Source organism: Kribbella sp. VKM Ac-2566 (assembly GCF_004366005.1).
Classification (GTDB): Bacteria; Actinomycetota; Actinomycetes; order Propionibacteriales; family Kribbellaceae; genus Kribbella; species Kribbella pratensis.
The window spans coordinates 210,340-222,394 of record NZ_SODT01000013.1 but is presented as its reverse complement, the minus strand read 5'-3'; the positions used below and the strand labels follow the sequence as shown (position 1 = coordinate 222,394).

General features: G+C 69.7%; 13 protein-coding genes. 10 read left to right on the top strand and 3 right to left on the bottom strand.

Features of this window, described 5'->3' with window-relative positions:
• The first annotated feature begins 31 nt into the window (after positions 1 to 31).
• The 10 genes from tal to def all read left to right on the top strand — a co-directional run bounded on the left by tal (position 32) and on the right by def (position 9,768).
• Positions 32 to 1,141: a transaldolase gene (tal, locus tag EV647_RS31775; RefSeq protein ID WP_134009561.1), complete on the top strand. Its 1,110-nt coding sequence runs from the start codon at positions 32 to 34 to the stop codon at positions 1,139 to 1,141.
• Positions 1,138 to 2,718 (top strand): glucose-6-phosphate isomerase, encoded by a 1,581-nt coding sequence (locus EV647_RS31770; RefSeq protein WP_134009559.1) that lies wholly within the window; start codon positions 1,138 to 1,140, stop codon positions 2,716 to 2,718. Before tal ends, EV647_RS31770 begins: the two co-directional genes overlap by 4 nt.
• 25 nt (positions 2,719 to 2,743) lie before the next feature.
• Positions 2,744 to 4,294, top strand: coding sequence for a glucose-6-phosphate dehydrogenase (gene zwf / locus EV647_RS31765; protein ID WP_134009557.1), 1,551 nt, complete (start codon positions 2,744 to 2,746; stop codon positions 4,292 to 4,294).
• On the top strand, positions 4,291 to 5,400 hold the full coding sequence (locus EV647_RS31760; RefSeq protein ID WP_134009555.1) for a glucose-6-phosphate dehydrogenase assembly protein OpcA: 1,110 nt from the start codon (positions 4,291 to 4,293) through the stop codon (positions 5,398 to 5,400). Before zwf ends, EV647_RS31760 begins: the two co-directional genes overlap by 4 nt.
• Positions 5,397 to 6,173, top strand: coding sequence for a 6-phosphogluconolactonase (gene pgl / locus EV647_RS31755; protein ID WP_238175078.1), 777 nt, complete (start codon positions 5,397 to 5,399; stop codon positions 6,171 to 6,173). The genes EV647_RS31760 and pgl overlap by 4 nt, the downstream gene beginning before the upstream one ends.
• A gap of 40 nt (positions 6,174 to 6,213) precedes the next feature.
• Positions 6,214 to 7,029 carry an isocitrate lyase/phosphoenolpyruvate mutase family protein gene (locus tag EV647_RS31750; protein ID WP_134009553.1) on the top strand — a complete coding sequence of 272 codons (816 nt, stop codon included), beginning with the start codon at positions 6,214 to 6,216 and terminating at the stop codon, positions 7,027 to 7,029.
• On the top strand, positions 7,019 to 7,597 hold the full coding sequence (locus EV647_RS31745; RefSeq protein WP_134009551.1) for a hypothetical protein: 579 nt from the start codon (positions 7,019 to 7,021) through the stop codon (positions 7,595 to 7,597). The genes EV647_RS31750 and EV647_RS31745 overlap by 11 nt, the downstream gene beginning before the upstream one ends.
• Positions 7,598 to 7,794: 197 nt before the next feature.
• A complete protein-coding gene (locus EV647_RS31740; RefSeq protein WP_166680475.1) occupies positions 7,795 to 8,202 on the top strand; it encodes an SRPBCC domain-containing protein in 408 nt (135 codons plus the stop codon).
• 43 nt (positions 8,203 to 8,245) lie between these two features.
• On the top strand, positions 8,246 to 9,061 hold the full coding sequence (locus EV647_RS31735; protein WP_134009547.1) for an LLM class F420-dependent oxidoreductase: 816 nt from the start codon (positions 8,246 to 8,248) through the stop codon (positions 9,059 to 9,061).
• A gap of 101 nt (positions 9,062 to 9,162) precedes the next feature.
• Entirely contained in the window at positions 9,163 to 9,768 is a 606-nt protein-coding gene (gene def / locus EV647_RS31730) for a peptide deformylase (protein ID WP_133788274.1), read from the top strand.
• A gap of 1 nt (position 9,769) precedes the next feature.
• On the opposite strand, the gene EV647_RS31725 is transcribed toward def, so the two are convergent.
• The 3 genes from EV647_RS31725 to EV647_RS31715 form a co-directional block, all read right to left on the bottom strand.
• Positions 9,770 to 10,309, bottom strand: a complete 540-nt coding sequence (locus EV647_RS31725) for a hypothetical protein (RefSeq protein WP_134009545.1) — start codon at positions 10,307 to 10,309, stop codon at positions 9,770 to 9,772.
• A 12-nt stretch (positions 10,310 to 10,321) separates the two neighbouring features.
• On the bottom strand, positions 10,322 to 11,176 hold the full coding sequence (locus EV647_RS31720) for an MBL fold metallo-hydrolase (protein ID WP_134009543.1): 855 nt from the start codon (positions 11,174 to 11,176) through the stop codon (positions 10,322 to 10,324).
• A 70-nt stretch (positions 11,177 to 11,246) separates the two neighbouring features.
• Entirely contained in the window at positions 11,247 to 12,050 is an 804-nt protein-coding gene (locus tag EV647_RS31715; protein WP_134009541.1) for a helix-turn-helix transcriptional regulator, read from the bottom strand.
• Positions 12,051 to 12,055 lie beyond the last annotated feature (5 nt).

The window sequence follows — 12,055 nt, the reverse complement described above, 5'->3', positions numbered from 1 at the left end:
ACAGAAGATTTCGGAAGAAGGCATCGGAACCATGAACGATCGCTTGAAAGCACTCGCCGACGCGGGTGTCTCCATCTGGCTGGACGACCTGTCCCGTGAGCGGCTGACCAGCGGCAGCCTGCAGGCGCTGATCGAGGACAAGCATGTGGTCGGCGTGACCACGAACCCGACCATCTTCGCGAAGGCCATCTCGGACGCCGACGCGTACGCCGAGACGATCGGCCGGCTGGCCGCCGAGGGCGTGTCCGTCGACGAGGCCATCCGGGTGATCACGACGAGCGACGTCCGTGACGCCGCCGACGTGTTCAAGCCGGCGTACGACGACTCCGAGGGCCAGGACGGCCGGGTGTCGATCGAGGTCGAGCCGACGCTCGCGCACGACACCGCGAAGACCGTCGAGCAGGCCAAGCAGCTGTGGGACATCGTCGGCCGGGAGAACGTGTTCATCAAGATCCCGGCCACCAAGGCAGGCCTGCCGGCGATCACCCAGACGCTGGCCGCCGGGATCAGCGTGAACGTGACGCTGATCTTCTCGCTGGAGCGCTACAAGGCGGTTGCGGACGCGTTCCTGACCGGTCTCGAGCAGGCCGTCGAGAACGGTCACGACGTCACCAAGATGGCCAGCGTCGCGTCGTTCTTCGTCAGCCGGGTGGACACCGAGATCGACAAGCGGCTGGAGGCGATCGGCACCGCCGAGGCCAAGGCGCTGAAGGGCAAGGCCGCGATCGCCAACGCCCGGCTCGCGTTCCAGGCGTACGAGGAGATCTTCGCCTCCGACCGCTGGCGGGAGCTGGAGACCGCCGGCGCCAAGCCGCAGCGCCCGCTGTGGGCGTCGACCGGCACCAAGGACCCGTCGTACTCCCCCACCCTGTACGTCGACAACCTGGTCACCCGCGGCGTCGTGAACACGATGCCGGAGGCAACCATCAAGGCGGTCGAGGAGCACAGCGAGATCACCGGCGACACGGTCCGCGGCGACTATGCGGCCGACCGCAAGGTGATCGACGACCTGGAGAGGCTGGGCATCTCGTACGACGAGGTCGTGCAGCTGCTCGAGGACGAGGGCGTCTCGAAGTTCGACGCCTCCTGGTCCGAGCTGCAGGACACCGTCGCGTCGGCCCTCAAGGCGGCTGCCAAGTGAGCACTCCGAAGGTCACCACCCAGAACGGCGACTGGGCCGAGGTCGTCGACAAGCTGGTCGCGGAGAAGATCGCCTCCCGGATCGCCGCGAAGGACGCGACGATCTGGGGCCCGGACGCCGAGTCCGAGGCGTCGATCCGGCTCGGCTGGGTCGACCTGCACGACACCTCACGGCCGCTGCTGGCCGAGATCGAGGCGCTGCAGGCCGACCTGCGGTCCGAGGGCCTGGACCGGACCGTGCTGTCCGGCATGGGCGGCTCGTCGCTGGCTCCGGAGGTCATCACCCGGACGGCGGGCGTGGAGCTCGTCGTCCTCGACTCGACCGACCCGAGCGTGGTCAAGCGCGCCCTGGACGGTGACCTGTCGAAGACCGTGATCGTGGTGTCCAGCAAGTCCGGCGGGACGGTCGAGACCGACAGCCACCGCCGTACCTTCGCCAAGGCGTTCACCGACGCGGGCATCGACGCGGCCTCGCGGATCGTCGTCGTGACGGACCCGGGTTCGCCGTTCGAGAAGCTGTCGGCGGACGAGGGCTACCGCAAGACGTTCCTCGCGGACCCGAACGTCGGCGGACGGTACAGCGCGCTGACGGCGTTCGGCCTGGTGCCGTCCGGTCTGGCCGGCGCCGACATCGCCGAGCTGCTCGACCAGGCAGCCGAGGCGGCGCCGGCGTTGCAGGCCGACTCCACCGACAACCCGGCGCTGTGGCTGGGCGCGGTGCTCGCCGCCAGCGCAGGTCGCGACAAGGCGATCATCACGGCCGACGGTTCCGACATCGTCGGTTTCCCGGACTGGGCCGAGCAGCTGATCGCGGAGAGCACCGGCAAGAACGGCACCGGCGTACTCCCGGTCGCGGTCGAGGTGACCGCTCCGGAGCTGCGTAGCGAGGCTGCCGATCTCACGAATGCTCTGCTGGCGGAGAAGGCGACCAGTGGCGTGCCGACGGCATTGACCTCCGGTTCGCTCGGCGGTCAGTTCCTGCTGTGGGAGGTGGCGACTGCGGTAGCGGGCTACCTGCTCGGCATCAACCCGTTCGACCAGCCGGACGTGGAGAGCGCGAAGAAGGCGGCGCGTGGTCTGCTCGACGCGCAGCCGGAGCCGGAAGCGGCCGCGTTCACCGACGGCGCCGTGGAGGTCCGAGCCACTGAGGGCCTGCTCGACGGTGTGGACTCGCTGCAGGGCGCGGTCGACGCGCTGCTGGGCAAGCTCGATCCGAAGGGCTACGTCGCGGTGATGGCGTACCTGGACTCCGAGCGGGACGCCGACCTGATCGCGATCCGGCCGGCGCTGGCGGCCAAGACGGACCGTCCGGTGACCTTCGGCTGGGGCCCGCGGTTCCTGCACTCGACCGGCCAGTACCACAAGGGCGGCCACCCGGAGGGCGTGTTCCTGCAGATCACCGGGGCGCATCCGACCGACGTGGAGATCCCGGACCGGCCGTTCACGTTCGGGACGCTGATCTCGGCACAGGCGGCCGGTGATGCGGGCGTCATCGCGGAGCGCGGCCGTCCGGTGCTGCGTCTGCACCTGACGGACGTGGCGTCCGGCGTACAGCAGCTTTTGTCCCTGTTCAAGTAACACGACACTCGGAGGAAAGCGGCCCATGACCGCTGAGCTCGGCGAAGAGCCGACAGGTCCGGTGAACCCGCTGCGCGATCCCCAGGATCGGCGGCTGCCGAGGATCGCCGGGCCGTGCAGCCTGGTGATCTTCGGGGTCACCGGCGACCTGGCCCGCAAGAAGCTGATGCCGGCGGTCTACGACCTGGCGAACCGGGGGCTGCTGCCCCCGGGTTTCGCCCTGGTCGGGTTCGCCCGTCGTGACTACACCAACCAGGACTTCGCCCAGATCGTGCACGACTCGGTGAAAGAGCACGCGCGGACACCGTTCCGCGAGGAGGTCTGGCAGCAGCTCGCCGAGGGCTTCCGGTTCGTGCCGGGCGACCTGACCGACGACGAGGCGTTCAAGCGGCTCCGGGAGACGGTCGACGAGCTGGACGTCACCCGCGGGACCGGCGGCAACCACGCGTTCTACCTGTCGATCCCGCCGGGACTGTTCCCGGAGGTCGTGCGGCAGCTGTCCGAGCACGGGTTGACCGACGAGCACCCCGGCTCGTGGCGGCGGGTGGTGATCGAGAAGCCGTTCGGTCACGACCTGAAGAGCGCCCGCGAGCTGAACCAGGTCGTCGAGTCCGTGTTCCCGCCCGAGGCGGTCTTCCGGATCGACCACTACCTGGGCAAGGAGACGGTCCAGAACATCCTCGCGCTGCGATTCGCGAACGCGATGTTCGAGCCGATCTGGAACAGCAACTACGTCGACCACGTACAGATCACGATGGCCGAGGACATCGGCATCGGCGGCCGCGCCGGGTACTACGACGGCATCGGCGCCGCGCGCGACGTGATCCAGAACCACCTCCTCCAACTGCTCGCGCTGGTCGCGATGGAGGAGCCGGTCAGCTTCGACGCCTGGTCGCTGCGCCAGGAGAAGAAGAAGGTGCTGAACGCCGTACAGCTGCCGGAGCGGCTCGACCTGCACAGTGCGCGTGGGCAGTACGCGGCGGGCTGGGCCGGTGGCTCGAAGGTGAAGGGCTACCTGCAGGAGGACGGCATTCCGGCGTCGTCGGCGACGGAGACGTTCGCCGCGCTGCGGGTCGACGTCGACACCCGGCGCTGGGCGGGCGTCCCGTTCTACCTGCGTACCGGCAAGCGGCTCGGCCGGCGCGTCACCGAGGTCGCGGTGATGTTCAAGCGCGCGCCGCACCTGCCGTTCAACAAGACCGAGACCGAAGAGCTCGGGCAGAACGCCCTGGTGCTGCGGATCCAGCCGGACGAGGGCATCACGGTGCGCTTCGGCGCGAAGGTGCCCGGTACGTCGATGGAGATCCGCGACGTGAACATGGACTTCGCGTACGGCGGGTCGTTCACGGAGTCCTCCCCCGAGGCGTACGAGCGGCTGATCCTCGACGTACTGCTCGGTGATCCGCCGCTGTTCCCGCAGCACACCGAGGTCGAACTGGGCTGGAAGATCCTCGACCCGGTGCTCGACTACTGGGCGCGGCACGGGAAGCCGGAGCAGTACGCGTCCGGTGACTGGGGCCCGGACTCGGCCCACGAGATGCTCGCCCGCGACGGACGTGCCTGGAGGCGGCCATGATCATCGACCTGACCGACACCACGTCGAGCGAGATCGCGTCGGCGCTGCTGAAGGCCCGGCGGAACGCGGGGTCGCCGGCCATGGGCATGGTCGGCACCATCGTGGTGGTCGTCGACGAGGCGTCCCACCACGACGCGATGAAGGCCGCGAACGAGGCCGGTCGCGAACACCCGTCCCGGGTCCTGGTCGCGATCCTGCGGCCGGGCCGCGGTGCGTCCGGACTGGACGCCGAGGTGCGGGTCGGCGAGGGCATTCCGGGTGAAGCGGTGCTGCTGCGGCTGCACGGTGAACTGGCGAAGGTGCCGGAGTCCGTGATCACGCCGCTGTTGCTGCCCGACTCCCCCGTCATCGTCTGGTGGCCGGGCGGTGGGCCGCGGGTGCCCGCCGAGGATCCGTTGGGCCGGCTGGGTCGGCGCCGGGTGACCGACGCGGCTGCCACGCGGCGGGCGTCGGTCGACTACAGCGCGCGGGCCGAGGGGTACGCGCCTGGTGACACGGACTTCGCGTGGACACGGTTGACGCCGTGGCGTGCGCTGATGGCGGCCGCGCTGGACCAGTACCCGACGAAGGTGACCGGGGCCGAGGTCGCGGCCGCTCGCGGGAACCCGAGTGCGGATCTGATGGCCGCGTGGTTGCAGTCGCGGCTGAAGGTGCCGGTGGAGCAGCGGAATTCGCGAGGTCCGGGTGTGACCGCCGTACGGCTGTTCACGCCGTCCGGTCCGATCGCGTTGACGCGACCGGACGGTGCGATGGCGACGTTCAGCGTGCCGGGCCAGCCGGATCGGCCGGTGGCGTTGAAGCGGCGTACGACGTCCGAGCTGTTGAGCGAGGAGCTGCGGCGGCTCGATCCGGACGACGTGTACGCGAAGACGCTGGCCTGCATGGTCGAGCGGGACGCGATGCCGGCCGACGCGAAGAAGGTCGCGGAGACGGCGCGCACGTCCACGGCCGCCAAGGTGACCGCGGCAGGCAAGAAGGTCGTGGCCGCCGAGAAGCCGGCCGCGAAGAAGGCAGCCCCGGCGACGAAGGCGGCTGCGAAGAAGTCCGCGGCGAAGAAGACGGCAGCCAAGAAGGCTGCGGGTAAGAAGGCGGTGGGACGCTCATGACCGATGCATCGGCTCCCAGCCGGGTGGTCGACCCGGAACTGTTGATCCACCGCGATGCCACGGCGTTGGCGCACGCAGTGGCGGCACGTTTCATCACCGCGCTGGTCGATGCCCAGAGCAACGGCCGCGTCGCGCAGGTGGTCCTGACCGGCGGCCGGGTCGCGGCTGCGGTCTACCGCTCCGTCGCCGAGTCGCCGGCCGGGGCGAGCATCGACTGGCAGCGGGTCGAGTTCTGGTGGGGCGACGAGCGGTTCCTGCCGCCCGGCGACCCCGAGCGCAACGAGACCCAGGCCCGCGACGCCCTCCTCGCCCACATGGACGTCGACCCGGCTCGCGTCCACCCGATGCCGGCCGATACCGGGCAGTCGCCCGAGGCAGCCGCCGAGGCGTACGCCAGCGAACTCGCTGCGGCCATCTCGGCGTTGAGCGACGACAAGCGCCGCGCCGTACCGGCGTTCGACGTACTGATGCTGGGTGTCGGGCCGGACGGGCACGTGGCGTCGTTGTTCCCAGGCTACCCGCAGGTCGCCGTCACCGACGTGGCGGCGGTCGCGGTGCACGACTCCCCCAAGCCGCCGCCGACCCGCATCTCGCTCACGGTCCCGGCCCTGAACCGCTCGCGCGAGGTCTGGTTCGTCGTCTCCGGTGAGGACAAGGCCGCTGCGGTGGCCGGGGCCCTGAAGGAAACCAGCACCCTCCCTGCCTCGGCCCCCAAGGGCCGCAATCGCACACTGTGGCTCCTCGACGAAGCCGCCGCTTCGCAAATCGAGTAGTGCGGCCGGCGCCGAACTTTGGCGGTGGCAGAGTTGGGGCATGACGTTTCGTGAGTTGCATGCCGGTCGGTTCGTGATGCCGAATGCCTGGGATGCCGGGAGTGCGGTGATCCTGGCGGCGGCCGGGTTCCCGGCGATCGCGACGACCAGCGCCGGGATCGCGTTCTCGCTGGCGAAGGGCGATCACACGCTGCCGGACGGGGCGCCCGCGGTGTCGCGGGAGCAGATGTTCGACCGGGTGCGGGAGATCGCGGCGGCGAGCGCCGTACCGGTGAACGGCGACCTCGAGGACGGGTACGGCGCTGAGCCGTCGCAGGTCGCGGAGACGATCGGGCTGGCCCGCGAGGCCGGGTTGGCCGGCGGGAACATCGAGGACTACGACGGTCGGGAGCTGTACGACGTCGAGCTCGCGGTCGAGCGGATCGTGGCCGCGCGCGAGGCGGCCGGGGACGAGTTCGTGCTGACCGCACGGACCGATGGGCAGTTGCTGCGTACGCCGACGTCGCTGAGCGACTCGATCGACCGGGCGAACCGCTTCCGCGCAGCCGGAGCGGACTGCCTGTACGTCCCGGGCGTCAACGACCTCGACACGATCCGCACCCTCGTCGCCGAGATCGACGGGCCGCTGAACGTCGTCATCGGTCTGGGCACCTCCACGCTGACAGTCGCCGACCTGCAGGCGGCCGGCGTGGTCCGGATCAGCCTCGGCGGCAGCACTGCCCGGGCCGCGCTCGGCTTCATCCGCCGCGGCGCGGAGGAGCTCGCGACGCAGGGCACGATCACCTTCGCCGCCGACCAGATCCCACAGGCTGACTTGAACCAGCTGTTTGCGCGATCATCCAAGGGTGAAGGCTGAAGCCCCGGTAGTGGCGAGAACCCACGGCATCGTGGGCCTCACCACCTGCGCCTGCCTGATCGCCTTCTACGCCGCCGGCGAGCCCTTCGGAATCATCAACGACATCGGCAACGCACTCCTGGGCGTCCTCAGCGCCGCCCTCGCCTGGCTCCTCCGCACCACCACATCACTCGGCACCTCCTCGCCCACCCGTCGGTCCGTCCTCTTCGGAGTTGCCGTGGTCGGGGCGGTGCTGACGGTCGTGGGCACCGTGCTGGTGGTTGCCGACATCACCGGCTTCTACCTCGCCGGGCTGTGGTCGAGTTTCGGGTTCGCTCTGATCGGGGTCTGGCTGGTCGGGATCAGCCGCCTCGGGTTGCCACGACTGCCACGAGCGGCGTTGGTTGCCGGTCTGGTGATGCTGCTCGGGCTGGTCGGCGTACCAGGGATCGTGATGGGTCTCGACGACATGGACAACGCCCCGGCCTGGACATTCGTGGCCGGACTGAGCTGGGCCGGGACCTATCTGCTGTTCCCCGTCTGGAGCCTGCGGCTGGCCGGGCAGGACCGTACCGAACGCCGCAGCTAACGGCGCGCACAGCCAGGAGCACGACCACGCCGTACGCCGCTGCCTCCTCCAATGTCCCGGCCGCAGCACCCACCCTCTGCGCGACCTCCGCGGCTCGCCCCGGATCGCGACCGCCGACCGGCTCCGACCGGAAACAAACCGTAAACGCCTCGCGGGACAGTGCTTGAGTCAGCCCGATCCCGATGGAGGCCCCAGCCATGTTCAGCCTGCAGCAGATCGTCGACGCCCCACCCACCGACGTGGTCCGGGCGTTCACCGAGCCCGAGCCGTTCGCCGCCTGGTTCGTCGCCGAAGGTTTCCGCACCCCGTCCGACCGGGTCACGATCGACGTCCGCCCCGGCGGCCTGATCTCGGCCGTGTTCGTCGCCGCGGACGGCACCGAGGTCCCGTTCATGCTCCGCTTCGGCGAGCTGGACCTCCCGCACCACCTGGTCCTGCACTTCGACCAGCCCGCCGAGGACATCACCGTCGACCTGACCGCCCTCGCCGACGGCCGCACGCGGCTCGACTACCGCAGCGTCGGGCTGTCCGACGAGCAGCAGGCCACGATCGAACCCGGCGTCGGCACGATGCTCGGCCACTTGGCGGCGTACTTCAGCCAGTGACCTATCCGGAGGGTCCTCCGATAAGCGGGATAGGATTCCGGGTATGACAGCTTCCGATTCCACCGACCGTCCGTACGGCGCGTTCCCCGTCCGGATCGGTCTGCAGATCCAGCCCCAGCACGCCCAGTACGCCGACATCCGGCGGACCGTCGCGGCGGCCGAAGAGATCGGCGTCGACGTTGTTTTCAACTGGGACCACTTCTACCCGCTCAGCGGTGAGCCCGAGGGTCTGCACTTCGAGTGCTGGACCATGCTGGCCGCCTGGGCCGAGGCGACCGAGCGGGTCGAGTTCGGCGCCCTGGTCACCTGCAACTCCTACCGCAACCCCGACCTGCTCGCCGACATGGCGCGGACGGTCGACCACATCAGCGACGGCCGGCTGATCTTCGGTATCGGCTCCGGCTGGTTCGAGAAGGACTACGACGAGTACGGCTACGAGTTCGGTACGGCGGGCGGCCGGCTGGACGCCCTCGGCGAGGCGCTGCCGCGGATCGAGCAGCGCTGGGAGAAGCTCAACCCGAAGCCGACCCGGGACATCCCGGTGCTGATCGGCGGCGGCGGTGAGAAGAAGACGCTGAAGCTCGTCGCCAAGCACGCGAACATCTGGCACGGGTTCGGCGACGCCGAGACGATCGCGCACAAGCACGCCGTACTGGACGAGCACTGCAAGACGATCGGCCGCGACCCCGGCGAGATCGAGCGCTCGGTCGCCGTCGGCGACAAGACCCCCGACCAGGTCGGCAAGTCGCTCCTCGACGTCGGCACCCGCCTCTTCACGATCCACTCCTCCGGCCCCGACTACGACCTCGGCCTCCTCCGCGCCTGGGTCTCCTGGCGCGACGAGGTCAACGCCAAGTAGCACCGCCTCAACCTGGGGCACCCACCAACCATCCGGGCGATCCGGAAACGGTTGGTGGGTGCTCAAGGACGTTGTGAGGGGTGGCAGATAGGATTTTCCGCATGTCTACGTTGCCTGGGAACGGTTCGGTGCGGCCTATCACGCGGTGGGGCGAGGACGTCATGCACCGGGTCAATCAGCCTGTCACCGACTTCGGGGACGAACTGCAGACGCTCGTCGCAGACATGGTCGCGACGATGAACGCGGCCGAGGGCGTCGGCCTGGCGGCGAACCAGGTCGGCGTTGACCTGCAGCTGTTCGTGTTCGACTGCCCCGACAAGGAGGGCAAGCGCGTCCAGGGCGTCGTCTGCAATCCGGTGCTGGAGCTTCCGGAGGGCAAGGACCGCAACCTGGACGAGGGCGACGAGGGCTGCCTGTCGCTGCCCGGCGCGTTCACCAAGTGTGCCCGCCCCGACTTCGCCAAGGTCACCGGCGTCGACCAGCACGGGAAGCCGGTCAGCTTCGAGGGCGACGGCCTGCTGGCCCGCTGCCTGCAGCACGAGACCGACCACACGCAGGGCATGGTGTTCGGCGACCGCCTGTCCCGCAAGTACAAGAAGCGCCTGTTCGCGGAGGCCGAGGAGTTCGCTCCCGACTACCCGGCCGACTGGCCCGTCACCCCGATGGTCGAGCACGAGGACGAGCACGAGGACACCCCCGCCACCTGACCTACCAGCGGGCCTTCTCCAGGTCGATCGCCTCGACGGTTTCGGCCGCGGTCCGACCGGTGGTGTCGAGCCACAGGCCTCGGCGCGGGATCTCGTCGAGGCCGGCCTGCAGGGCGCGTACGCCGTCCTCGAGCGAGGGGCCCCAGTCGCGGTACGAGTTGGCGCCGCCGCGGCCGATCTCCCGCTCGACGATCGACTCGACCGACGGGACGAGGACGACGAGATACGGGTCGACGTCGTGCAGCCGGGAGAACCAGCGCTCGACATGGTCGCCCAGGACGATGTCGCTGCAGACGAAGTCGAAACCGGCATCGGCGTAGTGCTGTGCGACCAAGGCGCTGGCGTCGTACCGGAGTTCCAGTTGCCGCACCGCCTCCGCCGACGGGTCCGGCGTCATGACCTCGGCGCCCGCAACGACGCCGCGGTAGAACACGTCGCCGTCGAGCGTCGCGGCCGGCGGACCCATCCGGGCGGCCAGCAGCGGCGCGATCGTCGACTTCCCCGCGGCCTGCATTCCGGTGACGAGAACTACCTTCGGCATGCCCACATCACATCATCCGTGTCGACCGCTTTTCACGGCGTGCACCGAGTTCCAGAGCACGCCTCGGTTCAGTCGGTCCGGGTACGCGGCAAGGATCGCCTCGTAAAGCTCTACCGCACTGGCTGTTTGCTTATCCGCCTCCGCGAAGACCTTCAGGTACTGGCGGGTCTCCTCGATGTACCGCGGGTCGTCCGAGGCGTCTGCCTGCCGGTGCCCCGACACGACCGCGGTCGGCCGGAGGCCCTCCAGTACGTCGAGGGCCGCCAGCCAGTTGTCGATGCCTCCAGCAACCGATTCGGCGAGGTACAGGTGGACGTCGTCGTACACGGCGTCACCGGCGACGAGCAGCCCGATCGACGGGACATGCAGCGCGGAGGTGCCGTCCGTGTCGGTGTGTCCCAGCTCGACGGCGATCAACTCCTCGCCCTCCAGCGTGAAGCGGTCATTCTGCAGCGGGTCGGCGACGATCAGCCGGTCCGGCAGCTGCCCGGGGAATCTCGTCCGCCAGAAGCCGTCCAGCCAGGCCGGGGTGAGATTCAGCTTCATCCCTTCGACGACGGCCGGCGTCGCGATCATCCGGGCCTCCGGGAACCGGTCGAGCACCGGCGCGGCGCCGAAGAAGTGGTCGCCGTGACCGTGGGTGACGAAGATGGTGGTCAGCGTCTTGCCGGTGGCGGCGATCCAGCCGGCCAGATCCTCGCCCTCGGCCGCGGTCATCAATGGATCGACCAGGACAGCATCGCGCTCGCCGTGGATCAGCGTGGCCGCGGTCGGCGACCACATCCGACGGAGCTCGCCGGGCGGGAGGTCGTTGGATACGGCCGGCTTCGAGGGGGCGACGTATGTGGAGTACTTGAGGTTTGTCATACAGACAGCGTCGGACCAGCCGGCACCGCGGAGAAGGCCGCGTCTTCCTAGGTGCGCCGCACCCAGTCAGTCAGTCCGTCAACCGCGCCAACGCCTCCGCACTTGCACTGCCCGGTTCCGCCGTGCCGATGAGCAGCTGCTGACCGGGTGCGGCCCGGACGTCGAAGGTCTGGTAGGTCAGCTCGATCCGGCCGGCCTGCGGGTGGTTGAAGATCTTGTACGCCCGGCTGAACCCGCGCGCCGTCCGGTCCTCCCAGAGTGCCCGGAACTCGGGCGATCGCGACAGCAGGTCCGCCACCTGCGCCGCGATCTCGACGTCGTCCGGGTACGCCGCCGCGTTGAACCGGACCGCGTGGACCGCCCGTCGTACGACCGCCTCCCAGTCGCCGAAGATTTCCCGCGCCTGCGGATGGTCGAACATCATCCGCAGCATGTTCGTCATCCCGAACGGTGCCAGCAGCGCCTGCGCCACGCGGTTCGTCGCGAGGATCTCGTACGCCGGATTCAGCACGTAGGCCGCCGCGGTCGGGAAGTTGTCGAGCAACTGCAACAGCGCCGGATGCACCTGATCCCGCGCGGCTCCGAGGGCGGGCGCCGGGGCCAGGCCGGCCAGCCGGAACAGGTGCGCGCGGGCGTCCGGGTCGAGCCGCAACGCGTGGGCGATCCCGTTGAGGACCTGCGCCGACGGATTCCGCTCGCGGCCTTGCTCGAGCCGCGTGTAGTAGTCGGCGCTGACCACAGCCAGCACGGCGACCTCCTCGCGCCGCAGGCCCGCGACGCGCCGGTCCCGACCTGCCGGCAGACCCACCGCGGCCGGCTCCACCCGGGCCCGCTCGGCACGCAGGAACGCGCCGAGATCGTCCACCGCTCGCATGCCGG

Bases quoted from the DNA above. Each gene is read 5' to 3' on its own strand.
- tal (WP_134009561.1), top strand. From the start codon at position 32: ATGAACGATCGCTTGAAAGCACTCGCCGACGCGGGTGTCTCCATCTGG.
- zwf (WP_134009557.1), top strand. From the start codon at position 2,744: ATGACCGCTGAGCTCGGCGAAGAGCCGACAGGTCCGGTGAACCCGCTG.
- EV647_RS31760 (WP_134009555.1), top strand. From the start codon at position 4,291: ATGATCATCGACCTGACCGACACCACGTCGAGCGAGATCGCGTCGGCG.
- pgl (WP_238175078.1), top strand. From the start codon at position 5,397: ATGACCGATGCATCGGCTCCCAGCCGGGTGGTCGACCCGGAACTGTTG.
- EV647_RS31750 (WP_134009553.1), top strand. From the start codon at position 6,214: ATGACGTTTCGTGAGTTGCATGCCGGTCGGTTCGTGATGCCGAATGCC.
- EV647_RS31740 (WP_166680475.1), top strand. From the start codon at position 7,795: ATGTTCAGCCTGCAGCAGATCGTCGACGCCCCACCCACCGACGTGGTC.
- EV647_RS31735 (WP_134009547.1), top strand. From the start codon at position 8,246: ATGACAGCTTCCGATTCCACCGACCGTCCGTACGGCGCGTTCCCCGTC.
- def (WP_133788274.1), top strand. From the start codon at position 9,163: ATGTCTACGTTGCCTGGGAACGGTTCGGTGCGGCCTATCACGCGGTGG.
- EV647_RS31725 (WP_134009545.1), bottom strand. From the start codon at position 10,309: ATGCCGAAGGTAGTTCTCGTCACCGGAATGCAGGCCGCGGGGAAGTCG.
- EV647_RS31720 (WP_134009543.1), bottom strand. From the start codon at position 11,176: ATGACAAACCTCAAGTACTCCACATACGTCGCCCCCTCGAAGCCGGCC.
- EV647_RS31715 (WP_134009541.1), bottom strand. From the start codon at position 12,050: ATGCGAGCGGTGGACGATCTCGGCGCGTTCCTGCGTGCCGAGCGGGCC.